The organism is Streptomyces sp. NPDC102360, assembly GCF_044766085.1.
Taxonomy (GTDB): domain Bacteria; phylum Actinomycetota; class Actinomycetes; order Streptomycetales; family Streptomycetaceae; genus Streptomyces.
Genome location: NZ_JBIWLG010000001.1, coordinates 127,372 through 151,138 on the forward strand (window position 1 = coordinate 127,372; position 23,767 = coordinate 151,138).

Annotated in this window: 22 protein-coding genes; 11 read left to right on the forward strand and 11 right to left on the reverse strand. The window is 70.5% G+C overall.

All coding sequences use genetic code 11. The features are described from left to right. Window positions 1–85 precede the first annotated feature (85 nt). Window positions 86–817 carry a type 1 glutamine amidotransferase gene (locus tag ACIRHA_RS00630; RefSeq protein WP_403838304.1) on the reverse strand — a complete coding sequence of 244 codons (732 nt, stop codon included), beginning with the start codon at window positions 815–817 and terminating at the stop codon, window positions 86–88. A 45-nt stretch (window positions 818–862) separates the two neighbouring features. Continuing rightward, a complete protein-coding gene (locus ACIRHA_RS00635) occupies window positions 863–2,101 on the reverse strand; it encodes a MurT ligase domain-containing protein (RefSeq protein WP_403838306.1) in 1,239 nt (412 codons plus the stop codon). 141 nt (window positions 2,102–2,242) lie between these two features. Here ACIRHA_RS00635 and def point away from each other — a divergent pair, with 141 nt between their 5' ends. Further along, entirely contained in the window at window positions 2,243–2,782 is a 540-nt protein-coding gene (gene def, locus ACIRHA_RS00640) for a peptide deformylase (RefSeq protein ID WP_403838308.1), read from the forward strand. A 79-nt stretch (window positions 2,783–2,861) separates the two neighbouring features. Here the strand turns inward: def and ACIRHA_RS00645 are convergent, their stop codons facing one another. Then, a complete protein-coding gene (locus tag ACIRHA_RS00645) occupies window positions 2,862–3,515 on the reverse strand; it encodes a TetR family transcriptional regulator (RefSeq protein ID WP_403838310.1) in 654 nt (217 codons plus the stop codon). A gap of 161 nt (window positions 3,516–3,676) precedes the next feature. Between ACIRHA_RS00645 and ACIRHA_RS00650 the strand changes: the two genes are divergently transcribed. Then, window positions 3,677–4,903, forward strand: coding sequence for an acyl-CoA dehydrogenase family protein (locus ACIRHA_RS00650; RefSeq protein WP_351331104.1), 1,227 nt, complete (start codon window positions 3,677–3,679; stop codon window positions 4,901–4,903). Window positions 4,904–4,988: 85 nt separating this feature from the next. Here the strand turns inward: ACIRHA_RS00650 and ACIRHA_RS00655 are convergent, their stop codons facing one another. Together ACIRHA_RS00655 and ACIRHA_RS00660 are read right to left on the reverse strand one after the other, a co-directional pair. Beyond that, a complete protein-coding gene (locus ACIRHA_RS00655; RefSeq protein ID WP_403838313.1) occupies window positions 4,989–6,260 on the reverse strand; it encodes an SWF or SNF family helicase in 1,272 nt (423 codons plus the stop codon). Then, window positions 6,257–9,064: an SNF2-related protein gene (locus ACIRHA_RS00660; RefSeq protein WP_403838315.1), complete on the reverse strand. Its 2,808-nt coding sequence runs from the start codon at window positions 9,062–9,064 to the stop codon at window positions 6,257–6,259. The genes ACIRHA_RS00655 and ACIRHA_RS00660 overlap by 4 nt, the downstream gene beginning before the upstream one ends. A gap of 342 nt (window positions 9,065–9,406) precedes the next feature. Here ACIRHA_RS00660 and ACIRHA_RS00665 point away from each other — a divergent pair, with 342 nt between their 5' ends. Together ACIRHA_RS00665 and ACIRHA_RS00670 are read left to right on the forward strand one after the other, a co-directional pair. Then, window positions 9,407–10,462 carry a fatty acid desaturase family protein gene (locus tag ACIRHA_RS00665; protein ID WP_403838317.1) on the forward strand — a complete coding sequence of 352 codons (1,056 nt, stop codon included), beginning with the start codon at window positions 9,407–9,409 and terminating at the stop codon, window positions 10,460–10,462. A gap of 149 nt (window positions 10,463–10,611) precedes the next feature. Further along, a complete protein-coding gene (locus ACIRHA_RS00670) occupies window positions 10,612–10,794 on the forward strand; it encodes a hypothetical protein (RefSeq protein WP_326020142.1) in 183 nt (60 codons plus the stop codon). Window positions 10,795–10,853: 59 nt separating this feature from the next. Here the strand turns inward: ACIRHA_RS00670 and ACIRHA_RS00675 are convergent, their stop codons facing one another. The 3 genes from ACIRHA_RS00675 to ACIRHA_RS00685 form a co-directional block, all read right to left on the reverse strand. Then, entirely contained in the window at window positions 10,854–11,708 is an 855-nt protein-coding gene (locus ACIRHA_RS00675; protein WP_403842037.1) for a hypothetical protein, read from the reverse strand. A 177-nt stretch (window positions 11,709–11,885) separates the two neighbouring features. Beyond that, on the reverse strand, window positions 11,886–12,173 hold the full coding sequence (locus ACIRHA_RS00680; RefSeq protein ID WP_403838319.1) for a hypothetical protein: 288 nt from the start codon (window positions 12,171–12,173) through the stop codon (window positions 11,886–11,888). A 140-nt stretch (window positions 12,174–12,313) separates the two neighbouring features. Beyond that, on the reverse strand, window positions 12,314–12,916 hold the full coding sequence (locus ACIRHA_RS00685; RefSeq protein ID WP_403838321.1) for a class I SAM-dependent methyltransferase: 603 nt from the start codon (window positions 12,914–12,916) through the stop codon (window positions 12,314–12,316). 241 nt (window positions 12,917–13,157) lie between these two features. On the opposite strand from ACIRHA_RS00685, the gene ACIRHA_RS00690 reads away from it, so the two are divergent. From ACIRHA_RS00690 to ACIRHA_RS00710, 5 genes are all read left to right on the forward strand, one after another. Next, on the forward strand, window positions 13,158–13,931 hold the full coding sequence (locus ACIRHA_RS00690) for an MHYT domain-containing protein (RefSeq protein ID WP_403838323.1): 774 nt from the start codon (window positions 13,158–13,160) through the stop codon (window positions 13,929–13,931). Window positions 13,932–13,993: 62 nt separating this feature from the next. Beyond that, window positions 13,994–16,519, forward strand: a complete 2,526-nt coding sequence (locus ACIRHA_RS00695) for a nitrate- and nitrite sensing domain-containing protein (RefSeq protein ID WP_403838325.1) — start codon at window positions 13,994–13,996, stop codon at window positions 16,517–16,519. Next, complete coding sequence (locus tag ACIRHA_RS00700; RefSeq protein ID WP_403838327.1) at window positions 16,516–16,956, forward strand: roadblock/LC7 domain-containing protein; 441 nt, start codon at window positions 16,516–16,518, stop codon at window positions 16,954–16,956. Before ACIRHA_RS00695 ends, ACIRHA_RS00700 begins: the two co-directional genes overlap by 4 nt. 17 nt (window positions 16,957–16,973) lie before the next feature. Continuing rightward, the gene (locus ACIRHA_RS00705; RefSeq protein ID WP_403838329.1) at window positions 16,974–17,369 is read left to right on the forward strand and encodes a DUF742 domain-containing protein; all 396 of its coding nucleotides are present in this window, start codon (window positions 16,974–16,976) and stop codon (window positions 17,367–17,369) included. Beyond that, window positions 17,350–17,958, forward strand: coding sequence for a GTP-binding protein (locus ACIRHA_RS00710; RefSeq protein ID WP_403838331.1), 609 nt, complete (start codon window positions 17,350–17,352; stop codon window positions 17,956–17,958). The genes ACIRHA_RS00705 and ACIRHA_RS00710 overlap by 20 nt, the downstream gene beginning before the upstream one ends. Window positions 17,959–17,976: 18 nt before the next feature. Here the strand turns inward: ACIRHA_RS00710 and ACIRHA_RS00715 are convergent, their stop codons facing one another. Then, complete coding sequence (locus ACIRHA_RS00715; RefSeq protein ID WP_403838333.1) at window positions 17,977–18,405, reverse strand: PPOX class F420-dependent oxidoreductase; 429 nt, start codon at window positions 18,403–18,405, stop codon at window positions 17,977–17,979. Window positions 18,406–18,524: 119 nt separating this feature from the next. On the opposite strand from ACIRHA_RS00715, the gene ACIRHA_RS00720 reads away from it, so the two are divergent. After that, window positions 18,525–18,941, forward strand: a complete 417-nt coding sequence (locus ACIRHA_RS00720) for a roadblock/LC7 domain-containing protein (protein ID WP_403838335.1) — start codon at window positions 18,525–18,527, stop codon at window positions 18,939–18,941. 143 nt (window positions 18,942–19,084) lie between these two features. Continuing rightward, window positions 19,085–19,948 (forward strand): DUF6397 family protein, encoded by an 864-nt coding sequence (locus ACIRHA_RS00725; protein ID WP_403838337.1) that lies wholly within the window; start codon window positions 19,085–19,087, stop codon window positions 19,946–19,948. A 309-nt stretch (window positions 19,949–20,257) separates the two neighbouring features. Here ACIRHA_RS00725 and ACIRHA_RS00730 read toward each other — a convergent pair whose 3' ends face one another. Continuing rightward, window positions 20,258–21,823 (reverse strand): hypothetical protein, encoded by a 1,566-nt coding sequence (locus ACIRHA_RS00730; RefSeq protein ID WP_403838339.1) that lies wholly within the window; start codon window positions 21,821–21,823, stop codon window positions 20,258–20,260. Between the two features lie 596 nt (window positions 21,824–22,419). Then, window positions 22,420–23,751, reverse strand: a complete 1,332-nt coding sequence (locus ACIRHA_RS00735) for a hypothetical protein (RefSeq protein ID WP_403838341.1) — start codon at window positions 23,749–23,751, stop codon at window positions 22,420–22,422. Window positions 23,752–23,767 lie beyond the last annotated feature (16 nt).

Below are 23,767 nucleotides of genomic sequence, written 5' to 3' on the forward strand. Positions count from 1 at the left end.
GGGGCCCGTCCGCACGGGGCGTCCGACTGGTGGACCGGCCCGCTCACATGGGCGCGGACGTGCACCGAAGGGCCTGCGGCCGTGCTTACGCCGGCTGCGTCGTGGCCGCCGAGATCCGCTCGTTCCTGAGCTCCTCGTACCAGCGGTCGTTCACCGGCGGCAGTGCGTTCACGTCGAGCGCCAGCTTGATCAGCAGGTCGGCGATCTGCGGATTGCGCGCGAGGACCGGCCCGTGCATGTACGTGCCGAAAACGGTGTCGTTGAAGGCGCCTTCGGTGCCGTCCCCCGTGCCGTTGCCCTTGCCCATCCGGGTGCGGGCGAAGGCCCGCGCGGTGGGGCCGAGGTGCGTGACGCCCTGGTGGTTCTCGAAGCCGGTCAGCTCCGGCAGGCCCAACGACGGGTCGATGTCGCCCAGTACGTCACCGACGCAGCGCTCGCCCTCACCGCGCGTCGAGACGACGTCGAGCAGGCCGAGCCCGGACTCGCGCTCACCGAGGTCGTTCACGAACTCGTGGCCGAGGATCTGGTAGCCGGCGCACACGGAGAAGACGATCGCGCCGTTGGCCACCGCGCGCTGCAGTCCGCCGTCGCGGCGCAGCCGCTCCGCCGCGAGGCGCTGCGGACGGTCCTCGCCGCCGCCGATGAGGTAGATGTCGCCGGAGGTCGGCACCGGCTGGTCGCTGCGTACGTCGTAGCGCTCGACCTGGAGGCGGCGCTGCTGGGCGCGGCGCTCCACCACCAGGACGTTGCCCTGGTCGCCGTAGGTGCTCAGGAGGTCGGGGTAGACCCACACGAGACGCAGGCTGTTGTCACTCATGCTCATGATCCTTCGCTGGGCTCGTACTGGCCGGAGGGGCGGGGCTCAGTTGCCCACGCGGCGGCGGACGTCCTGGAACGCGGTGTAGTTGGCGATCAGCTCGATGCGTCCCGGGGGCGACATCTGCACGGCCTCGTCGAGCGTTTCGCAGACCCGGAAGTCCAGGCCCGCGACCTCGAGCCGCACCGCGAGGTCGAGCCGGCGGTCGCCGATCACGCAGATCGGGTGCCCGGCCAGGCGCGTGTAGTCGACGTCCCACAGCCAGGAGGTGTCGGTGCCGTCGGCGCCCCGCGCGTTCACCGAGAGGATCACCGGGGTCGGCGGCGGGTCGATCAGAGTGAACGTTTCGAGCCAGCCCGCCGGGTTCTTGGCGAGCAGCAGCCGCAGGTCGCGGTCCTGGAACTGCACGACGTCGTAGCGGCCCGCCACCGCCTGCACCTGGTACATGCGCTCCAGAGCGACCTGCGGGGGCACCCCGAAGCAGGCGGCCGCGGCCGCGGACGTCGCCGCGTTCGCCTTGTTGGCGCGACCCGGTAGCTGGAGGTTGATCGGCCAGGCGGAGCCGTGCGGGTCGATGACGTGGTCGCCCTGGAGGGCCCAGCTCGCGAGCGGGCGGCGGAAGCCGCACTCGCCGCAGAACCAGTCGTCGCCGGGGCGCTGCATCACGCCGCCGCACGCCGGGCAGGACCAGGCGTCGTCCTTCCACTCCTGGCCCGCCGCTACCCACACCACGTTCGGCGAGGAGGAGGCGGCCCAGACGATCAGCGGGTCGTCCGCGTTCGCGATCACGATGGCCTTCGAACCGGACAGGCCCTCGCGCCACTTCTCGGCGAGCATGCGGGTCTCGCCCGCGCGGTCCAGCTGGTCGCGCGAGAGGTTGAGCAGTGCGATCGCCTTCGGGTCGGTGTCGCGGGCGACGCCGACCAGGTACTTCTCGTCGACCTCGATCACGCCGTACTTGGCGTCGCCGCCGCCGGCCAGGGCGGAGGTGATGCCCGCGGGCATGTTCGCCCCCAGCGCGTTCGACACGACGGGGCCGCTGGCGCGCAGCGCCTCCGCGAGCAGTCGTGTGGTCGTCGTCTTGCCGTTCGTGGCCGAGACGAGCACCACGTCCAGGTGCTGGGCGACCCGCGCGAGCAGCTCGGGGTCGAATCGCAGCGCGACCTTGCCCCCGATCACTGATCCGCTGCCGCGGCCCGCCGCCCGCGACACAGCGGCCGCGGCCCGGCCGGCCGTCACGGCCAGCTTGGCGCGCGGAGACATCGGCTCCGAGTTGCCTGCCATCTTCCTGGGTCCTCCTTGCGTACGGCGCCGCGCCTGCCCCCGGCATCGTTTATGGGCTCAGCCTATCGAGATACTCTGACAAGCCCGAACAGCGGCACCACCAGCGCTTCGTGGTGCGCACAGGACCGTACCCTTACCGGCATGCGACACGGCTCGATCCCGGGCGCCTCAGGGCGCGTACGACCCCTGACCCTGCTCGGTGAAACCGTGCTGCACCAACCCTGCGCGCAGGTAACGGACTTCGGCCAGGCCCTCGCGCGCCTGGTCGAGGACATGTTCGCCACGATGTACGCGGCGCAGGGCGTGGGCCTCGCCGCGAACCAGGTCGGCGAGGGCCTGCGGGTCTTCGTCTTCGACTGTGAGGATGACGACGATGTGCGCCACGTCGGCCACGTCGTGAACCCGCGCCTGGTCGAGGCCGACGGCGAGGTGATCCGCGGCCCCGAGGGCTGTCTGTCGCTCCCCGGCCTCGAGGCGGGCACGCCCCGCTTCGACCACGCGCGCGTGGAGGGGTACGACCTCGGCGGCGAACCTGTGGTGATCCACGGCACGGGCTGGTTCGCCCGCTGCCTCCAGCACGAGTGCGACCACTTGGAGGGGCTTACGTACACGGAGCGGGTCACCGGCTGGCGACGCAGGAAGGTGCTGCGGCAGGCGGCGAAGGCGTCCTGGGCCACGTGACCCGCTGAGGCGGAGTCGGCGGCGTGGGCCGCTGGGGGTGGCGTCGGCTGCGTGCGCCGTTGGGCCGCAGTCGGCCCGGTCAGAAGGCGGGGCCGCCCGCCTTGTCGCCCGCCGCGGCGAGCCGCCCCCACAGCAGGTCGGCGAGGCCGCGCACCAACTCGGCGCGCTCGCACGGGCGGTCGCCCAGCCACCAGTCGCCGGCGGCGTGCATCATGCCGACGATCCCGTGCCCCCAGACGCGCGCGAGCTGCTGGCTGCCGGGGCCGAGGTCCACGCGCTCCTCGATGACCTCGGCCAGTTCCTCGCCCATGCGGCGTAGCAGTGGTGCCGAGTGCTGTCCGACGTCGAACCCGGATTCGGCGGGGGAGCCCTCCGACGGATGCATCAGGAAGCGGTAGACCTGAGGGCGGGCCTCGATCGCCGCCAAGTACGTGTCGAGCGTCGCCTCCACGCGCTCGCGGCGCTCCGCGGGCGCGTCCAGGGCGGCCCGCAGCGAGGCGAGCAGCGCGTCCGTGTGGCGCGTGGCGAGCGCGGCGTAGAGGCCGCCCTTGTCGCCGAAGTGCCGGTAAAGGATCGGCTTGGTGATCCCGGCCTCCGCCGCGATCGCGTTCATCGAGGCGCCGGGCCCCTCTCGGAGCACCACGCGGTCCGCGGCCTCCAGCAGCTCGCGCCGCCGACGCTCGGCGGCGGACCGCTGGTCCGCGCGCTGCTCGGTCCGCTGTGTGGTCTCCATGAAATCTCCCCGCCCCGTGCGATTGCCTGACGCACGCGAAAGGTAACACCCGACGGCCATCCGGTATCGAACGCGTACTCGGAGGTTGACAGGGGCTACTCGCCAGTAACAGACTCGAGTTACCTTAAGTAACACAGTATTGCGTGCGCCCTGGAGGGGTTATGGCCGAGTTCACCATGGATCTCAACGACGAGCAGAAGGAAGTGCGGGACTGGCTGCACGGCTTCGCCGCCGATGTGATCCGCCCCGCGGCCGCCGAGTGGGACGAGCGCGAGGAGACCCCCTGGCCGGTCATCCAGGAAGCGGCCAAGCTCGGAATCTACTCCCTGGACTTCTACGCGCAGCAGTTCTTCGACCCGTCGGGCCTCGGCATCCCGATGGCCATGGAGGAGCTGTTCTGGGGCGACGCGGGCATCGGCCTGTCCATCGTCGGCACGGGCCTCGCCGCGGTGGGCGTCCTCGCCAACGGCACCGAGGAGCAGATCGGCACCTGGATCCCGCAGATGTACGGCGACGTGAACGACGTGAAGGTGGCCGCCTTCTGCTCCTCCGAGCCGGACGCGGGCTCCGATGTCGCCGCCATGCGCACGCGTGCCGTCTACGACGAGGCCAAGGACGAGTGGGTCCTGAACGGCACCAAGACGTGGGCGACGAACGGCGGCATCGCCAACGTCCACGTGGTCGTCGCCTCCGTGGACGCGGAGCTCGGCTCGAAGGGGCACGCCTCCTTCATCGTGCCGCCGAACACCCCGGGCCTGTCCCAGGGCCAGAAGTTCAAGAAGCACGGCATCCGCGCCTCGCACACCGCCGAGGTCGTCCTGGAGAACGTCCGCGTTCCCGGTTCCTGCCTGCTCGGCGGCAAGGACAAGCTCGACGAGCGCCTCGCCCGCTCGCGCGAGAAGGCCAAGAAGGGCGGCGAGCGCGTGAAGAACGCCGCGATGGCCACCTTCGAGGCCTCGCGTCCCGCCGTCGGTGCCATGGCGGTCGGCACGGCCCGCGCCGCCTACGAGGAGGCTCTGGAGTACGCGAAGACGCGCGAGCAGTTCGGCCGCCCGATCATCGACAACCAGGGCGTGGCCTTCCAGCTCGCCGACATGCGCACCCAGATCGACGCCGCGCGCCTCCTGGTGTGGCGTGCCTCCTGGATGGCGTCCACGGGCAAGAAGTTCGAGAACGCCGAGGGCTCCATGTCCAAGCTGTTCGCGAGCGAGACCGCCAAGAAGGTCAGCGCCCAGGCCGTCCAGATCCTCGGCGGCAACGGCTTCACGCGCGAATACCCCGTGGAGCGCATGCACCGCGACGCCGCGATCTACACGATCTTCGAGGGCACGAGCGAGATCCAGCGCCTGGTCATCGCCCGCACCCTCTCGGGCATGCCGATCCGCTAGGGCCTGTCGTGTGGATCAGGCCCCGCGAGCCCGGCCTGATCCACAAGACAGGCTTCAGGGTCTGTCGGCGAACTCCCGTCCTCGCCTACGCGTCGGTGGCGCCCAGGGCGCCGGCCAGCGCGGAGGCGGGGTCGGACGCCGCCGGTCCGGCAGGGGTCCAGCGGCCGCGCTGCTTGCGGTAAGGCCACCAGCGCCCGTCCCGGCCGATCCGCACCTGCGCCTGCCCGTCGGCGGTGCTCCAGCGGCCGCGGGCGGCCTTGAGGTCGGGGCGCTCGCCGTCGTCCCAGGCCGCGTCGAGCGCGGCACGCGCGCGTGCCAGGCACTCCGCGTCCGGAGCCCACTCCTCGTCCAGTACGTCGAGTGCGGCGGTGCCCCCGTACTCCCAGGCCTGCACGGCGAGCGTCAGGCCCTCCCGGCCGCGGCCACCGACCTCCGCGAGCCGTTCCCGGATGTGCCGCACGGGGGACGCGGAGGCCAGGCGTACGGCGTCCTGCGAAACGGTCAACTCTGGCAGGGCGGCCCGCTGTTCGTGGCCCGGAGACAGCGCCTCCGCGAGCAGCCGGTGTGCCTCGGCCGCCGCCTGCGCGCCGAGGAAGCCGAGCGCCTCGACGTCCGTGCCCGCGGGCGCCGGTGTCTCCGTGTCGAGCGACGGCGGCAGGCCGGGCTCGTCGGGCAGCGGAGGAGGGCCGGGCAGCGGCGGCAGCACGATCGCCGACGCGTACGCCTCTGCCGCGTCCACACCCTCGGTCTCCCGGTCCTCGCGCGGCGCCTCCGGTTCGCCGCGTACGGTGCTGCGCACCTGAAGCTCGTCGAGCAACGCGCGCTCGCCGCGCCCACGCAGCAGGAGCAGCACGAACGGATCCTGGTCCAGAAGGCGGGCGAGCTGATAGCTCAGCGCCGCCGTGTGCGAGCAGTGGTCCCAGGCGTCGCAGTCGCAGCGCGGCTCCAAGTCGCCGATCCCCGGCAGGAGTTCCACACCCGAGGCCGAGGCGTCCTCCACGAGGTGCGGCGGCATGTCGCGGTCCAGGAGCGCCGCGATGTGCCCGGCCCGCTCGGCCGCCATCGTCAGGAAGCCGTCCCACTCATCCTCGTCCAGGCACTGCAGCAGCACGTCCGAGCGGTGGGTGGCGCCGCCGCGGTCCTCCACCACCGCGGTGATGCGGCCCGGCCGCACCGACACCGCACCCACCGCTCCCGCGCGCGCGAGGCGGCGCCCCGCCTTCAGCTGCGCGGTGTCGAGTGCGGTGTCCTCCAGGGCCTTCAACCAGGCCTGCCCCCACCAGGTCTGGGCGAAGGCACGCCCGCGCGCGGGCGGCAGCGCCGCGAACGTGCGCATCTCATCTTCCGTGTGGCTCATCGGGTGCCCCCTCGCAACTCGACCAGATCCGCCAGTTCCGCGTCGGTGAGTTCGGTCAGCGCCGCCTCGCCGGAGCCGAGCACCGCGTCCGCCAACTCCTGCTTGCGGACCAGCATCTGTGCGATGCGGTCCTCGATCGTGCCCTCGGCGATCAGCCGGTGCACCTGCACCGGCCTGGTCTGCCCGATGCGGTACGCGCGGTCGGTGGCCTGCGCCTCCACGGCCGGGTTCCACCAGCGGTCGTAGTGCACGACGTGCTCCGCGCGCGTGAGGTTGAGTCCCGTGCCCGCGGCCTTCAACGAGAGCAGGAACACGGGGACCTCGCCCTCCTGGAAGCGTCGCACCATGGCCTCGCGCTCCGCGACCGGGGTGCCTCCGTGGAGGAACATCACCGGGATGCCGCGGGCCGCCAGATGCCGTTCCACAAGGCGGGCCATCTGTACGTACTGGGTGAAGACCAGCACGCCGGCGTCCTCGGCCAGGATCGTGTCCAGCAGCTCGTCGAGGAGTTCCAGCTTGCCGGAGCGGCCGGTGATGCGCGGCTTGTCCTCCTTGAGGTACTGCGCCGGGTGGTTGCAGATCTGCTTGAGGCCGGTGAGGAGCTTGACGATCAGCCCGCGCCGTTCGAATCCTGCGGCCCCGGAGATCTCCGCGAGCGTCTCGCGGACCACGGCCTCGTAGAGGCCCGCCTGTTCGGCGGTGAGGGACACCGCGCGATCGGTCTCGGTCTTGGGCGGCAGCTCCGGTGCGATGCCGGGATCCGATTTGCGCCGACGCAACAAGAAGGGCGACACGAGTTTGGCGAGCCGCTCCGCGGCCGCCGGGTCCTTGCCGCCCTCGATCGCCTGGGCGTAGCGCGTACGGAAGGTGCCGAGGCGGCCCAGGAGGCCGGGCGTCGTCCAGTCGAGCAGGGCCCACAGCTCGGAGAGGTTGTTCTCGACCGGGGTGCCGGTGAGCGCCACGCGTGCGCGTGCGCCGATGGTGCGCAGCTCCTTGGCCGTCGCCGAGTAGGGGTTCTTCACGTGCTGCGCCTCGTCGGCGACGAGCATTCCCCAGGACGCGGTGCCGAGTTGGGCGGCGTCGAGGCGCATCGTGCCGTAGGTGGTGAGCACGAACTCGCCGTCGGCGAGATCCTCCAGGGAGCGCCGCCCGCCGTGGAAGCGGCGTACGGGAGTGCCGGGCGCGAACCTTTCGATCTCGCGCTGCCAGTTGCCCATCAGTGACGTCGGGCAGACCACGAGCGTCGGCCCCGCGCTCTCCGGGGAGCTCTGGCGGTGCAGGTGCAGCGCGATCAGCGTGATCGTCTTGCCGAGGCCCATGTCGTCGGCGAGGCAGGCGCCGAGGCCCAGCGAGGTCATGTGGGCGAGCCAGTTGAGCCCGCGCAGTTGGTAGTCGCGCAAGTCGGCGTCGAGCGCGGCCGGTTGGCCGACCGGCGTCATGCCCATGTCGTCGGCGAGGCGGTCCCGCAGGGCCGTGAGCCAGCCCGTGGGCCGCACGTCGACCCGGCGGCCATCGACCTCCGTCGAGCCCGTGAGAACGGCGCTCAGCGCGTCGACCGGAGTGACCTTGCGGTCATGGTGGGAGCGGGCGCGGCGAGCCTCCGACGGGTCGATCAGCACCCACTGGTCGCGCAGCCGTACGACGGGACGGTTCGCCTCGGCGAGCACGTCCAGCTCCGCGCGGCTCAACTCCTGGCCGCCGAGGGCGAACCGCCAGTCGAACGCCAGCAGGGCGTCGGCGGACAGGAAGGACGGGGCGTCGGAGGACAGGCCGTCGGCGCCCTCGCCCTCTCCGTCCGCCGGGCCGATCACCGCACGGGCCGTCAACTTGCGGGCCAGTTCCTTGGGCCAGTGCACCTCGACGCCGGCCGCGGACAGCGCCCGCGCGCCGTCACCGAGCAGCTCCGTGACCTCCTCGTCGGCGAGTTCGACGGCGTCCGGCACGGCCGCGGAGAGCAACGGCGCGAGCGGTGCCCACGCGCGCGTGGCGCGGCGCAGGGCCAACAACGCGTCCATACGGGCCCGGTCGCCGAAGGCCCGCCCCGAGGCGCCGGCCCCGGCCCACACGTGTTCCGCATCCGCGACCAACGTGGGATCGCTGACGCTGTGCAGCTGAAGCACCGCGCGGAACGGGACGCGGGGCTCGTCGTCCGCGATCTCTTCGAGTCCGGGGACCTCCACACGCAGCGAGATCCGCACGCCCGCGTCGAGCCCCGCCGCGACATCCCCCGCCCAGGGGCGCAGCTCGGGCACCCGTTGCGGTTCCCGCGCCGCGAACGCCGGTGCTCCGGCTGCGTGCGCGGCGGCGGGGGAGCGCGGCAGGGCGTCGGCCACGGCGTCAAGGAAGTCGCGCAGCAGCCGTTCCGGGGCGTGCAGGCGCGGCGGTTCGCTCCCGTCCAGCGGCGCGGCGTGCGCCTCGGGCGGCATCGCGGCGGCCAGTTCCCTGACCCGGTCGAGATCGCCGGCCCCCAGCGGGCCTGCGCGCCACGCGTCGTGGCCTTCGGCGCTCACCCCCGGCAACAGCAGCCCACGGGCGACGAGTTGGAGTGCCAGGAGGCCGGCCGTGCCCCAGAAGGTCGCCGTCGGGTCGGCGTCCGCGGTGGTACGCGCGCGGGTGAGCACCGGCAGCGCGGCGCGCACGGGCAGGGTGACGGCCGGTACGGTCACCGGCTCCACGGCGTCCTCGCCGGGCAGCGCGAGGCGCAACTCGCTGCGGGTGCCCGCGTCCGGTAGCGGTGGCTCCCCGCCTTCGGGTCGCCAGAAGGCCACGGTGGACGTGCGGGCCGGGTCGGCGGGGGTGAACACGACGCCACAGCGCGCGAGTTCGGTGATCTCGGTGGGGGTGGGCGGAGCGGTGTGGGTGTGCTCGGAGATGGCGACGTCCTCGTATTCATCAAACTTGACTACTCACCCTGGAGGCGCCGAGGGTACACCCCCGGATCAGTCGGACGCGCCTCCAAATGTCGTGATCTGAATCACCTGACCCTTAAGGGTGGGGCTTACCCCCCTGTCGAGGTGGGGTGAACCACGGCGGTACTCGGGTGGTGGCGCCATGGCCGATCAAGGCCCGTGATCCATAGGTTCCTAGTGGTCGGGCGACGCGTAGCCCGCCGCATCGACCTCACCCACCACAGACCGGAGACCGTCATGCCCTCGGCCGTCGGAACCCTGCCGGAACCCGCCACCAGGCCGGCCTCCCCTGAAGGGGGAAGTGAGTTCACGCCACTGCTGCGCGCCATCAAGGGGCAGGGGCTGCTGGAGCGGCGCACCGGCTGGTACGTGCGCACCATCGCGGTCAACGGCCTCTGTCTGGGCGCCGTCGTCACGGGCATGGCCCTCATTGGCGGCTCGTGGTGGGTGCTCGTCCTCGCGCCGGTCCTCGCGGCGCTGTGCGCACGCACCGCCTTCGTCGGACATGACGCGGGCCATGCCCAGATCACCGGGAACCGCTCGGTGAGCCGGCTGATCGGCCTGGTCCACGGCAATCTCCTGCTCGGTATGAGCTACTCCTGGTGGAACGACAAGCACAACCGCCACCACGCCAATCCGAACCACATTGAGAAGGATCCCGACGTCGCCGCCGACGTGCTGGTCTTCACCAGCAAACAGGCCGCCACTCGCGCGGGGTTCCGCGGCTGGCTCACCCGCCACCAGGCCTGGCTCTTCTTCCCGCTCACCCTGCTCGAGGGCCTCGCCCTGAAGATCTCCGGATTCCAGGACCTGCGCCGCCAGGGCGGCCGGGAACGACTCGTGGAGGGCGCGTTCCTGGTCGCCCACGTGGCCGGTTACCTCACCCTGCTCCTCACGACCATGTCGCTCGGCCACGCGCTCGTCTTCGCGGCCCTCCACCAGGCCCTGTTCGGGCTGCATCTGGGTATGGCGTTCGCCCCCAACCACAAGGGCATGGAGATGCCCGACCCGGATGACGACAAGTGGGGCCACCTGCGCCGCCAGGTCCTCACCTCACGCAACATCAAGGGCGGCCCACTCACCGACTGGTTCCTCGGCGGCCTCAACTACCAGATCGAGCACCACCTGTTCCCGAGCATGCCCCGGCCCCACCTGCGCCTCGCCCAGCCCATGGTGAAGGCCCACTGCCGCGATCTCGGCATCCCCTTCGTGGAGACAGGGCTTGTCGACTCCTACCGCCAGGCGCTGCGCCACATGTATGAAGTGGGAGAGCCGCTGAGGGCCGATATCTGACGACCTCCCCGCCGTGTGCGGGGGCGTGAAATCAGGGATGTCTCAGGGTCACGCGACGGAACTGCGGGCGACGTGGGCCCGTTTCTCACAGCAGAGGCGGGTCCGCTCCACTCAGGCGAGGGCGGGCCGCCCCGAAGGAGGCCACACACATGTCGAAGAACGCGAAGATCGCCGCGGGAGGTGTGGCGGTCGGCATCATCCTGCTGATCTGGCTGCCCTGGTGGGCGGCCCTGCTCATCGTGCTGGGCGCGCCCGCCGCCGCGTACCTGATGCTGGACCCCTCGCAGCGGCGCAGGCTGCGGCGCGTCTCGCGCAAGGAGCTGGGCCGCTGAGGGGCCTCGGAACGGTCGGAGCCGCGCGGGGCGCGAACGTCCCGTGCGGCTCCGGCGGTTCACGTAGGGCGTACGGCCATCTTGTCCAGTGCTTCGAGCAGGCTCGGCAGCTCCCGGCCGCGGCCGACCGGCAGCACTTCGCCGGGCTCGTCGTCGAGGAGTACGAAGGCGATGTCGTCGGTCCGCGCGACCATCGACCAGCCGGGCCCGTCGGCGCGCAGCGTCCGGGCGTCGCCGGAGGCGAACGCGGAGCGCACGCGGCCCAGCGGCGGCGGTGCGTCCACGTACCCGCGGACCTCCGAGAGGACCCGCCGGATGCCGGTCCGCGTCCCGCTCGGCCCGTCCTCCGCCGCGTCGCCCTCCGTCGCCTCGCCGTCCTGAGGCGCCTCGGCGTCCTGCTCCGTGGCGAACTGGGAGTCGTCGAGCTGTTCCCGCCACACGGCCCACTGAAGGGCTATCTCGTCCGCACCCAGGCGCCGTTGGGCCGGGCCCCACGTCTCCGTGTCGGGCGGCGTCAGCGGCGGTGTGTCGGCGTACTCGGGGTCGGGCTCGGGATCGTGCGGCGCGGGGACGTCCGGGGCCGCCACGGAGAGCGCGAGCGGCCAGCCCGGCAGCGCGGCGACCATGCTGTTCTCGTCGGGCGAGAGTTCGTACTCCATGCCGCAGTCCCACGACGCGATGGCGACGGCGACCAGCGACACGTCGTCGACCACGACGGTCCAGCGGGCGCCCTGCCCGTCCTGGCCGAGCACCAGGCCGTATCCCTCGGCCAGCGGCGCGAGCCCCAGGGCCCCGCAGGCCTCCGGGTAGTCGTCGCCGAGCACGCTCGGGAACTTCGCAGGTGTCAGCAACACCGCCGTCAGCACGTACAGCGCGTCGTCCCCTTCGACCGCCGCTTCGTCCACTCCGGCCACGCCCGCCTCCCCTGAACTTCGTTCCACCGGCGAGACCTTAGCCAGTGCCCGACGGTGCCGTACAGGGGGGTCCATGGTCGATGACCAGGAAAATCGGCAGCGGCTCAGCTCCTGTAGCCCTGTCGTGAGCAAAGTGTCGACATTCCGTGCCCGATGTGTGTGCCCCGCGCGTGTGGGTCAGCCGGCGGGCAGCCCGAGGAGGGTGCGGGCGACGGTTCGCGGCGGCTCGTCGCGTTCCCGTGCGAGGGCGATGACGGCCCTGCAGGCAAGCTCGTTGACCCCGAAGGCCAGCGCGCTCGGCTCGACCCAGCCCGCCGCCTCGTCGGCACGATCCTGGTCGTCCTCGACGCACGCCACCACGTAGGCGGCAGCCGCCTCGAAGAGATTGTGCGCACGCTCTCTCCTGCTCGGCGTGCCGCCGTTCTCGCGCCACGTCCTCCACGCCTTGCGGACCCGATCGATCATGGACGCCACCGTCCCCCTGCCAGTAACCGCCAACGTGTGTCGGGCAGTTGCGGCCATGGTGACAGACCCGGATCCGGAGCGGATCCCGCGCGGTGGCGCTCAGTGGGCCCCGGTTCTCAGGTCCTTGACCGTGGCGTGGCTCAGTCCCCCTCCCGCACCGCGAGTGCCAGGAAGCGTTCGTCCTCGTCGGCGTACGAGGTCATGCGCCAGCCGGCGGCGGCGAGGAGCGGGCGCAGGTTGGGCTCGGCGCGCAGGTCGTCTGGCGTGAGCGCGCGGCCGTGGCGGGCAGCGAGGGCGGCCCGGCCGATCGGGTGGAACAGTGCGAGCAGCCCGCCGGGGCGCACCACGCGCGCCAACTCGCGCAGATTCGCGGCCGGTTGCGGCAGGTGCGAGATGAGCCCGGCCCCGAACACCGCGTCCAGCACGCTTGTGCGCAGCGGCAGCCGGGCCACGTCCGTGAGCAGCAACCGCCCCTCGGCGTCCCTGCCGGCGCGTACGGCCCGCTCCAGCATGGCCGCTGTCAGGTCGGCGCCCAGGACCACGCCGGAGGGCCCCACGGCCGCGCGCAGCGGCGACAGCGCCCGCCCCGTGCCACACCCGGCGTCGAGCACACGGCTTCCGGGACGCAGCCCCAACGCGGCCACCGCGGACGCGTAGGCCGGGCCGTCGTCGGGGAAACGGGTGTCCCAGTCCGCGGCTCTGGCCGTGAAGAACTCCTGCACACGCGTGGCGTCATCGCTCATGTGCACCATGATTGCGCAGCGCACTGACAGTGGCGCCCAGGCGCGTCCTGTGACACGAGTGGGGGACACGGGATCGAAAGGTCCCCTTCTCCGTCGAACCTCCGTCGAAGACATCGCATGCACGTGCGGTGCGCATGTTCGACTCTCCGGCGACCGTTCCGAACCGTATCTCCTCCGTATTCCGAAACCTTTCGAACTGCGCCCCTGTTGTACGCCCCCATCGGCATACCGTCCCTGACCCATGGGACACCTGGACCACGCCGCCTTCGGCTGGCTTACCCCCGTGCTGTCGTACGCGATGGCCTGCATCGGCGCCGCGCTCGGACTGCGCTGCACCGTGCGTGCCCTGAACACCACGGGGCGCGCTCGGCGCAACTGGCTGCTCACCGCCGCCTCCGCCATCGGCACCGGCATCTGGACCATGCACTTCGTGGCGATGCTCGGGTTCACCGTCACCGGCACCGAGATCCGTTACAACGTTCCGCTGACCATCCTCAGCCTGGTCGTCGCGGTGACCGTCGTCGGTGTCGGCGTCTTCGCGGTGGGCCATCACCGCGGGCGCGGGGGCGCGCTGGTCCTGGGCGGCCTGACCACGGGCATCGGCGTGGCCAGCATGCACTACCTGGGGATGGCGGCCCTGCGCCTGCACGGGCAGGTCGGCTATGACCCGCTGCTGGTCGCCCTCTCCGTGGTGATCGCCGTCGTCGCGGCGACCGCCGCGCTGTGGGCCGCCCTCAACATCAAGTCGCCGGGCGCCGTCGCGGTCGCCTCCCTCGTCATGGGCGGCGCCGTGAGCAGCATGCACTACACCGGGATGATGGCGGTGAGCGTGCGGGTGAGCCCCTCCGCGGCGGAGCTCGCCGGGGCCACACCGATGCAGTTCATCTTCCCGCTGGCAGTGGGGCTCGGCTCCTACCTCTTCCTGACCTCGGCGTTCGTCGCGCTGTCCCCGACGGCGGACGAACGGGAGGCCTCCACGTCGGCGCAGCGCCCGCTGGAGCACCAGACTCCCTGACCGCACAGCCACCGGCACGGCACCGCCAGCGCGGAGGTGCCCCGACCCCGATCGAGGAGGCCATGCGCCCGCCCCGCAGAACCCCCGGCTCCGGCCCCGTGCACGAGAGTTCGGCCCCCGCGCGCGGACGGCGTGCGCACGCCGGGCTGCCCGCAGACGAAGACGTCCTCGTGGAGCCGGAGCCCCGCGGGGCGCCCCCCGCGCGTGGCGGAACCGTGAATCTGCGTCCGCGTACGGTCCGGGCGAAAATCATCTGCCTCCTGATGGTGCCCGTCGTCTCGCTGATCGCCCTGTGGGCCTTCGCCACCGTGAGCACCGCCCAGGACGTCGCACGGCTGCGGCAGTTGCAGCGGGTCGACGAGGCGGTGCGCGCCCCCGTGGGCGCGGCCGTGGCCGCCCTGCAGGCCGAGCGCACCGCAGCCGTCTCCTACGCCACCGAACCCACCGCGGGCCGCGGCGACGACCTCACACGGCGCGCCGCCACCACCGACCGCGTCGTCTCCGCCCTGCGTATCGGCAAGGACGGCACGGTCGCGGACGGAGCGGACCTCCCGCGTGCGGTGGCAGGCCGACTGGAGTCGTTCGTCGACGGCGTTGAGCACCTACGAAGCGTGCGCAAGGCAGTACGCGAGCGGCGCACCGGTTGGGACGACGCGTACGGGCAGTACACCAGGACCGTCGACAGCGCCTTCGCGGTCAGCGGTTCACTCACCGGCATCCAGGACTCCGAACTCGGCTCCGACGCGCGCGTGCTCCTGGAGTTCGGCCGCTCCGGCGAGATGCTCGCCCGGGCGAACGCGGTGCTCGTCGGTGCACGCCTTGCCGGTTCCCTGGACGGCCAGCGGCTGCGGCTGTTCACGGGCGCGGTGGAGACCCGCGGGAACCTGATCGGCACGGCCGCGAGGGACTTGCGTGGGCCCGAACGAGCCGCCTGGAAGCGCCTGGCGGCAGGTCGCGCCTACGGCGACGTGCGCGCCGTAGAGGACCGCACCCTCATCGCGGAACCGGGCGGGAAGGCACTCGCCGCCGCGTCCGCCGACTCCTGGAACACGGCGTACGCGACCGTACAGGGCCGAATGCGTGCCATCGAGACGGACGCCGCACGCGGCGCCGCGGTTCGCGCGGACCCGCTCACCCGCGGGCTGCTCACCCCTGCGGGAGCGGCCGTCCTGCTCGGACTCGTCGCCGTGGCGGCCTCACTGGTGATCTCCGTGCGCATCGGCCGCGGCCTCGTCGTCGAACTGGTCAGCCTGCGCAACACCGCATTGGAGATCGCCCGCCGCAAACTGCCCGACACCATGCGCAGGCTGCGGGCCGGCGACGAGATCGACGTGGCGGCCGAAGCGCCCCAGGGCCCGCCCGCGGAGGACGAGACGGGCCAGGTGTCCGAGGCGCTCACCACCGTGCACCGCGCGGCCCTGTACGCCGCCGTGGAGCGCGCCGAACTCGCCAGCGGCATCTCCGGGGTCTTCGTCAACCTCGCCCGCCGCAGCCAGGTCCTCGTCCACCGTCAACTCGGCCTCCTGGACAGCATGGAGCGCCGCGCCGACGACCCGAGCGAACTCGGCGACCTGTTCCGGCTCGACCACCTCACCACAAGGATGCGCCGCCACGCGGAGAGCCTGATCATCCTCTCCGGAGCCGCGCCGGGTCGCGCCTGGCGACAGCCCGTCCCGCTGACGAACGTCGTGCGGGCCGCGGTCTCCGAGATCGAGGACTACGCGCGCGTGGAGGTGCGCCACCTCTCCGCCGCCCAGGTGTCGGGCGCCGCCGTCGCCGACCTCACCCACCTGGTGGCCGAACTCGTCGAGAACGCCGCCCAGTTCTCGCCCCCGCACACCAAGGTGCGGATCAGCGGCGAGCCCGTCGGCAACGGCTACGCGATCGAGATCGAGGACCGCGGCCTCGGCATGGGCAAGGAGAGCCTCGCCGAGGCCAACCAGCGCATCGGGCACGCGGAAACCCTCGACCTGTTCGACAGCGACCAGCTCGGCCTCTTCGTGGTCAGCAGGCTCGCCAAACGCCACGACATCAAGGTGCACCTGCGTACGTCCCCGTACGGGGGCACCACCGCCGTCGTCCTCCTGCCCACCGCCTTGCTGCACAAGGACGGCGAGATCGGGCCGAGCACCCATGACACACACCAACTGTCCCAGGAAGAGCGCCGCTACGCGCGCGTGCCCAAGCCCGAAGCAGCGCCGATGAACGACAGCCACCCCGTCCCCGCGCAGCCACCCCGCGCGGCGCTCGCCCCCTCTGCGGAGCCCGAAAGCCCCCGGCACCCGCCGGGCGTCACCGCGCTGCGCCTGCGCACTCCGCCGGAGCCCGCGCCCCCTGAACATCCCGAGCACCCCGGCAACGACACGGCCCCACCCCCCGACGGCCTCCCACACCGCGTACGCCAGGCCAGCCTCGCGCCCCAACTGCGCGAGCGGCCGCCCGAACCGGCGTCCCCCGCGCGCGTACCCGCACCGGACGAGCGCACCCCCGAACAGGTCCGGGCCCGGATGGCCTCCTTCCGGGACGGCTGGGCCAGAGGCGGTGGCCGTCCGCCCGGCCCCGACACCCATGAAGGAGATCGCGCATGATCAAGGAATCGAGTACCACGGGCACGGCCCATGGTTCCGGCGAACTCGACTGGCTCCTTGATGACTTGGTGCTTCGAGTGCCCGAACTGCGGCATGCCGTGATCCTCTCCAACGACGGGCTCGCCGTCGGCGGCTCCAGCGGCCTGCGCAGGGAGGACGCCGAACACCTCTCGGCCGTCGCCTCCGGCTTCAACAGCCTCGCCAAGGGCACGGGGCGGCACTTCGGCGTGGGCGGGGTGCGGCAGACCATGGTCGAGATGGATGAAGGTTTCCTCTTCGTGGCGGCCGCAGGCGACGGTTCCTGCCTCGCTGTCCTGAGCACCGGCACCGCCGATATCGGGCTCGTCGCCTACGAGATGGCGCGCCTGGTCAAGAGGGTCGGCGAACACCTCTACACGGCCCCGAGAACCGCCGGGCAGCCGCCCACCGCGAGCTGACGGGCACGGTCGGCGACATGAACGACAACGACCCCGGCAGCCAGTGGTTCGATCAAGAGGCCGGGCCCCTGGTCCGCCCCTACGCGATGACCGGTGGCCGGACCGCGCCTGGGCCCCGTGGAGCGCACTTCGACCTGATCGCCCTGGTGACACTCGACACCGCGGCGCCCGGCGCCGACGAAGACACCGCCCTCGGTCCCGAGCACCGGTCGATCATCGATCTGTGCCGCACGGAGACCCAGACGGTCGCCGAACTGGCCGCAGGCACCGATGTGCCCGTGGGCGTGGTCCGTGTGCTCCTCGGCGACCTGCTGGAACTGGCCTGCGTGAAGGTCAGCAGGCCGGTCCCGCCCGCCCAGCTACCTGACGAGAAGATCCTGAGAGAAGTCATCGATGGACTCAGAGCACTCTGACACCACGGCCGAAGGCGCCACCGCCGCCCTGGCCCTGAAGATACTGGTCGCAGGCGGATTCGGGGTGGGCAAGACCACCCTCGTCGGCGCGGTCAGCGAGATCAGGCCGCTGCGCACCGAGGAACGCCTGAGCGAACTGGGTCAGCACGTGGACGACACCGGAGCGGTCGAACGCAAGACGACCACGACCGTCGCCATGGACTTCGGCCGCATCACCATCAGGTCCGGCCTGTCGCTCTACCTGTTCGGTACGCCGGGCCAGGACCGCTTCTGGTTCCTGTGGGACGAGCTCTCGCAGGGCGCGCTCGGCGCCGTGGTCCTCGCGGACACCCGGCGGCTCGAGGACTGCTTCCCCGCCGTGGACTACTTCGAGCACCGGCACATTCCGTTCGTCGTGGCGGTGAACTGCTTCGCGGACAGCAGGGCCTTCGGGGCGCAGGACGTGGCCCGTGCCCTGGACCTCGACCGCGGGACTCCTGTGGTGCTGTGCGACGCACGGGACCGTGACTCGGGGAAGGAGGTGCTGATCAGACTGGTCGAGTACGCCGGGCGCATGCACTCCGCCCGGCTGCTCGACTCCGTGGGCTGACGCTCGTGGCCGGCGCGTTCAGCCGGTCATGTCGCCCAGCGCCACGACCTTCTCGACCCGTACGCGGACGACGAGTTCACCCGGGACCGCGTTGCGCCGGCCGAACTCCTCGGCGCGGTCCGCGCCCATGTACCGGCCGCCGATCCTGGTGGCCGAATCCAACAGTTCGTCCGGGTCCTCGCTGAGTTCGGCGCGGCCCTGGATCGACACGAACGAGAACGGGGGCCGCTCGTCGTCGACGCAGAGGGCGACCCGCCCGTCCCGGGCCAGGTTGCGGCCCTTGACCGTGTCCTTGTTGGTGTTGAACACGATGTCGTCGCCATCGAGAACGAACCAGACGGGCGCGATGTGCGGGCTGCCGTCGGCCCGCACAGTGGACAACTTGGCGGTGTGAGTGCCCTCGGAGACGAAGGCCTTCCATTGTTCATCGGTCATCTTGTGTGCCATGGGCCCATCCTCCTTGCCCGGATGCCCACGGTGGGGAAGGCTTGCGAGTGAGATCCTCCGGGCAGGGGAGCGGATCCCCTCCGGGGCGGGGAGCCACAGGGAAGCGGGGACAGGGGATCATGGGGCAGCAGTACGAAGGACTCGGTTGGCTGCTGGACGACCTGACACAGCGCGTCGAACATGTGCGGCACGCCCTGGTCCTGTCCAACGACGGCCTGGTGACGGGGGCGAGCACGGGCCTGCGCCGCGAGGACGCCGAGCACCTCGCCGCGGTCTCGTCCGGACTGCACAGTCTCGCCAAGGGCTCCGGCCGGTACTTCGGCACCGGCGGAGTACGCCAGACGATGGTCGAGTTCGACGACGCGGTGCTGTTCGTCACCGCGGCGGGCGAGGGCAGCTGCCTGTGCGTGCTCAGCGCGGCCGAGGCGGACATCGGGCAGGTCGCGTACGAGATGACACTGCTGGTGCACCGGGTCGGCGAACATCTGACCGTCGGCGCGCGCAACCCGGACCGGGGTCCCATCGCAGAGCTCTGACCTGCGGCAACTCAAGGTCCGGAGAGGTTATCCACAGGCCCGCACGGAGCTGGGTGATCCGGGCTACGGTTCTCTCGAGCGGTCACGGAGAGTGACTGTGTCTGATGTGCAGACGGGGGAGAACCATCGTGCAAGGCGACATCATGACCAGGCCCCAGAGCAGCGCGGCGCGTGAACTGGGGCTGAAACGCGGCGAGTTCGACCTGGCCGTCCGGCTGGGCCGCATCCGTACCGTCCCGGCGCCGGGCGGCGGCCGACGCCGCGTCCCGCGCGAGGAGATCGACCGCATCCGTGAGGCCGAGGGGTTCCCGAACACGCTGCTCGAGCAGGTAAGGGTCGTGGGCACGACGGAGGGTGCCGAGCTCATGGACATCCCGTCGACCCGCTTCACCAGGCTGGCTCGCGCCGGGATGCTGACGCCCGCGAAGTTCTACGTCAACCGGTACCGGACAGTGGTGTGGCTGTACCTCGCCCAGGAACTCCGGGAGTTCGCGGGGGCCGAGGTCAACGGGCCGCTCCTGACGGGGCGGGCGCCCGACAGGGTGCGCGCCAGGCTGCAGGCCGGTGCGGATCTGCGGCCGAAGAACTGGCGGGCCAGGCACGCCGGGTATCTGCTCGGGCAGGCCGACGGCCCCTGGGAGCGAGCGGCGGCCGTCGCCACGCTCCTGGACCCGGCGCAGCTCGCGGAACTCGTCGTGAGCCCGTACGAGCGGGCTCATCTGCAACGGCTGCGGCCCGACGAGTTCTGGTACGGAGCGCCGGAGTCGCCGAACGCCGCGATCGTGCAGCGCATTCTGACCGCCGACGACCCGGACGAGATCAGTTGGCTGCGCGGGAACCTGCTGCTCAACCTGGAGGAGGCCCGAGCGCGGCGCCCGGCACCACGGCCCACCGGGCACATGGAGCCCGCGGCGGCGTCGCTTGAGCCCTTGCCGGAGCCCACGGCCGAACCTCTGGAGGCGAGGCCGCGGAGCCTGTGGTCCCGCCTCACCGGAAGAGGAAACTGAACCGCCGCGCGGCCCCCGCCGGTTCAGTCACCCTGCGCGAACCGGCCTCCCGCTCGGTCAGCCCTCGAGCTTGCGGAACAGCCCTTCCTGGAAGCGGCTCTCCATGCGCCTGGACTGCGAGGGGCTGTGGGCAGATGGTGGGAGGCGGCGGACTCGCGTGTGCGCTGAGTGTTTGGGCGACGCTGGACTTTTGGGCTGTGTGCCGGCGTGGGTGCTCGTGGTCGGTTCAAAGCGTGAGTGCGCCGATGTGGCCCTTGTCGCAGTACCGCTCGGTCATGACGGTCTTCATCATGATGGCGTCGTGGCACATCACCGATGGGTGAGTGTGTCGAGGTCGAGTACGGAGCGTTGTAGGGAGAAGTTGTCCGGCGCGAGGTCCTTGGGTGCCTTGAGCCACAGCTCGTACCAGCCGCCCTTGAACTCGAAGTCCGCGTCGTCGAGCAACAGCGCCACGTAGCAGCCGTAGTCGATGGCGAAGCCGTCGTACTGGCTTCCTGGGCGTTCCCGGTCGACCATGCCCCGGCGCAACACGTGCAGCAGCCTTGCCTCGTAGAGGTCGTGGATCAGGTCGTGGCTGGCCGCAGCGAACTGGTCGAGCAGGAACGTGCGGGCCCGCCGTTGGCCGACGACCTCGTCGATCAGCAGTCGAAGCAGGCGATGGGCAGGCTGGTTGGCGCTGATCGCGGTCTGCTTGTCTCGTAGGTACCAGTCGCGGGCTGCTCGGCGTACGTCGTGCAGATCGATCGAGCCTTCGCGGGCGTGCTGGGATGCCAGCGCGGCGATGTTGATGGCATCCCTGGGCACCCCTTCCGCGGCACGAACGAGTTCAGTGAATGCGTTTCTCTTGAAGGCCGATTGGACGAACGCAGAAGGACTGTTCAGCCGGTCACGGAGGTCGGGCGACAGGTGGGTGCACACGTGGTTGTAGAACAGTTGCTGGAAGAACTGCTGAGCCTGTGCCGGCGCATTGTCGAAGATCAAGAAATCATCGAGGCTGATGGCGGTCGCTGCGTCTGCGCCCACCTCGATCCCGAGGTAGTCGCCGTCTTCGCCCGGCAGTCGGAAGCGCGCCCTGCGCTCGATGGCGGCCATCTTCACGGTGCAGCCGGAGACGGGGAGCACGGCACGCCGGATGAGGTCCGCCAGCAGTGGTTGCAGGTCCAGCGGCACGCTGCTCCACTCGTCCAGCAGCAGCCACAGGCGTGCACCGCCGAGGGAGGCGACAACGTCGCGCAGAGCGCGGGACAGTGGTCCGAACACGACGTGGTGACGCTCGACCCCGGTGCGGCGCAGTCTTCCCTGGGCCGACATGGCCGCGTGCTGAGAGGCTGAGAGGTTCCCCGACAGGGAACCGGTCGATACGGTCACACCGCCGCCGTGCGTGGTCTCCGTAGAGTCAGTGAGGGTGGTTTCCCGCTCCACCTCGCCGACGACTTCGACCGAAGTAGCTGCGTCGGCCAGTGCGTCCAGTGCCCGCAACAGTGCTGCCTGGTCCGCTACTTCGCCCTCGACAGCCACGGTGAGTAACTGCTCATGCATAGCCTCGATGGCGTCGATGAGCAGCTGCGTTCCGCGGTGGGTGGCGTCGAGGTTGCTGTCGGCGTAGAGGCCTCCGGTTGAGCCGACGGTCCGCAGATCGATACAGATAGCGAGGTCGCCATGTTGCTCGACCTGGGCGCCAAGGTAGTGCAGTGCGTGTGTCTTTCCGGTCCCCCGGCGCCCGTAAAGGATCTGGTGGTCGGCTGATTGCAGTATCGCTGACAGCGAGCCCACCGACACGAACGTGGCCGCAAGGTCCTGCCGGTCGGCACTCTCGGCTCGCCGAGGGATCCGCATCAGCGCCTGCTTGACCTCGGAGTTACGTGCGTGCCCCATCGCGCCCCATCTTCTCCTCGACGTTCGCTGGTTCCACCCTGCTACGTCACACCGCGACCAGTACAGGTCTGGGAAGTACTGCTGTCCCCAAAACGACGCCAGGCCGCAGGGAGTGCGGGCTCCCTCGTCGCTCCTGATGTCTGTTGCAGGCGTGGAGAGTTCGCACGTCATTCGCGAGTGTGAGCACCGGCCGCCTGCCGCAGTTGGACACTTCATGGGCAAGGGGCAACGTGGGCTGGCGTCGTCAGTCCATGGGTTCTCCATTCGCTCGACGCAATCCCGTGAAGAGTTGCAGCCGGCCCGGATGGAATCCCGAACCGGCTCGCCACCTCGGAGGCCTGGCCGAATCCTTCGCCACCCAGGAGAGGGCAGGCGTAGACCTGCAAGTGCTGGTCAGGCCGCGCCGCCACCGCGGGAACCCGCCCTGGGCGCCCACCGTCGGAGGTAGTGTCGTGGCACGTCCGGCCATCGCGCTACCTGCGGCGTACGGCGTCAGCCGTAATTCGAAACTTCGATGTGTGCTGTTCAGGGTTATCCGTGAGAAGTGCGCCGAGTGTTTCGGCTGCGCTTAACTACAGACACCCAAGGCCCTCTAATTAGGCCCAGGGGACACTGGCCAAGTCGCCCACCCGGCCTCGGATTTGTGTGAGGTCCCTATATTTGCCGTTGTATCCCAGTGAGTTCAGAATCAACAACACTAGGTAATGGCGGGCGAGCAGCCAAGCATCCCTCGTCAAGCCATCCAGTCGATAAACTGGCTCCTGAGACTCTTGCGGATGTACCAGTCGATTCCTGACCCAGGTTACGACGTCAGCCCCGTCAATTTCCTTATTCTCGTTCACCTTTGCATCAGAGGCATACTGTGCGGCCGCTGGCAGGAGATTAGGGTTGATGTCAACGGGGATTTGGGAACTCAGTAGCACCTTGCGCAACAAATCATGCGCCGAGTACTGCTTGTACTGCCGCTTTGTCAGAGAACCGTTGAGGGCGAGGCGTTCCCACATGGCGTGTTCCAGGCCAGCTGTGCCCATGATGATTCGAGGCTCGACGAAGTCACGGCTCCGCATGGCGGAGATGGCGTACATCATCTGAAAGCGCAGCGGCGCGAGTCGGTCTGGGTCGGCAAAGGCGTCGATCACCAGGCTCAAGAAGTCGCCAAGCGATTGGTGATCTTGGTCGTACCACCAGCCATCACTACTCTTGCGCGCCGGATCGCAGTGGGAGGCTCCCCACTGCTCCCACGCCACGTGGCCGCTACTGTCCTGGCCGACTGACAGCATGGGAGCGGCCCATCGGCCGAGCGCGAACGAGACCCCGACGTGCATCGCTGTCAGCACGGGCTCTACCTCGTCGGCTGTAAAGAGTGAGCCATCGGTACGACGCACCTCCATTACGTGCGTCATCACATACACATCAGTCTTGTGGAGGTCGCGCCAAACCCTCTGATGGTCGGGCCGGGCATCGAGCGTGATCTCCCAGCCGCTCGATTGATGCACCCAACGGCCCGACCACTCCTGCTCTCCGTCGGCCGTCTTCGCCACCAGCCCCAGCGGGCCATGCCAATTTGGCAGGTTGAACCAATGAACCACGAGTCGAGTCAATGGGGCACCGGAGTTCCCGAACGAGGCCCCGTTCGACCATCCTCCGTCGATGTTCCGCGGCACCCCAAGCATGATCATGTCGCCCACCGGACGATGGAGAGTCAGGGCAACCTCGTCGCGGTTCGCGAAGTCCGGCGATACCCCATCTCCGACCTTCCATTCAAAGTTGAGTCCGTTTGCACAGGTCAACTCGACGCGGCCAGAAACGTAGGCTGCTCTTAGCCCGCCGATCGGGCCGTCGTATAGGAGGACGGCCTGGCTCGGTTCGTTGTACGGATAGATCGGTGCAAGTGGTTGGCCCGCTAGGGGCGTGTTCGTCGTGGCCACACAGTCACCGTAGTGA

Bases quoted from the DNA above. Each gene is read 5' to 3' on its own strand.
- ACIRHA_RS00630 (WP_403838304.1), bottom strand. From the start codon at position 817: ATGAGTGACAACAGCCTGCGTCTCGTGTGGGTCTACCCCGACCTCCTG.
- ACIRHA_RS00635 (WP_403838306.1), bottom strand. From the start codon at position 2,101: ATGGCAGGCAACTCGGAGCCGATGTCTCCGCGCGCCAAGCTGGCCGTG.
- def (WP_403838308.1), top strand. From the start codon at position 2,243: ATGCGACACGGCTCGATCCCGGGCGCCTCAGGGCGCGTACGACCCCTG.
- ACIRHA_RS00645 (WP_403838310.1), bottom strand. From the start codon at position 3,515: ATGGAGACCACACAGCGGACCGAGCAGCGCGCGGACCAGCGGTCCGCC.
- ACIRHA_RS00650 (WP_351331104.1), top strand. From the start codon at position 3,677: ATGGCCGAGTTCACCATGGATCTCAACGACGAGCAGAAGGAAGTGCGG.
- ACIRHA_RS00655 (WP_403838313.1), bottom strand. From the start codon at position 6,260: ATGAGCCACACGGAAGATGAGATGCGCACGTTCGCGGCGCTGCCGCCC.
- ACIRHA_RS00665 (WP_403838317.1), top strand. From the start codon at position 9,407: ATGCCCTCGGCCGTCGGAACCCTGCCGGAACCCGCCACCAGGCCGGCC.
- ACIRHA_RS00670 (WP_326020142.1), top strand. From the start codon at position 10,612: ATGTCGAAGAACGCGAAGATCGCCGCGGGAGGTGTGGCGGTCGGCATC.
- ACIRHA_RS00680 (WP_403838319.1), bottom strand. From the start codon at position 12,173: ATGATCGATCGGGTCCGCAAGGCGTGGAGGACGTGGCGCGAGAACGGC.
- ACIRHA_RS00685 (WP_403838321.1), bottom strand. From the start codon at position 12,916: ATGAGCGATGACGCCACGCGTGTGCAGGAGTTCTTCACGGCCAGAGCC.
- ACIRHA_RS00690 (WP_403838323.1), top strand. From the start codon at position 13,158: ATGGGACACCTGGACCACGCCGCCTTCGGCTGGCTTACCCCCGTGCTG.
- ACIRHA_RS00695 (WP_403838325.1), top strand. From the start codon at position 13,994: ATGCGCCCGCCCCGCAGAACCCCCGGCTCCGGCCCCGTGCACGAGAGT.
- ACIRHA_RS00700 (WP_403838327.1), top strand. From the start codon at position 16,516: ATGATCAAGGAATCGAGTACCACGGGCACGGCCCATGGTTCCGGCGAA.
- ACIRHA_RS00705 (WP_403838329.1), top strand. From the start codon at position 16,974: ATGAACGACAACGACCCCGGCAGCCAGTGGTTCGATCAAGAGGCCGGG.
- ACIRHA_RS00710 (WP_403838331.1), top strand. From the start codon at position 17,350: ATGGACTCAGAGCACTCTGACACCACGGCCGAAGGCGCCACCGCCGCC.
- ACIRHA_RS00715 (WP_403838333.1), bottom strand. From the start codon at position 18,405: ATGGCACACAAGATGACCGATGAACAATGGAAGGCCTTCGTCTCCGAG.
- ACIRHA_RS00720 (WP_403838335.1), top strand. From the start codon at position 18,525: ATGGGGCAGCAGTACGAAGGACTCGGTTGGCTGCTGGACGACCTGACA.
- ACIRHA_RS00725 (WP_403838337.1), top strand. From the start codon at position 19,085: ATGACCAGGCCCCAGAGCAGCGCGGCGCGTGAACTGGGGCTGAAACGC.
- ACIRHA_RS00730 (WP_403838339.1), bottom strand. From the start codon at position 21,823: ATGGGGCACGCACGTAACTCCGAGGTCAAGCAGGCGCTGATGCGGATC.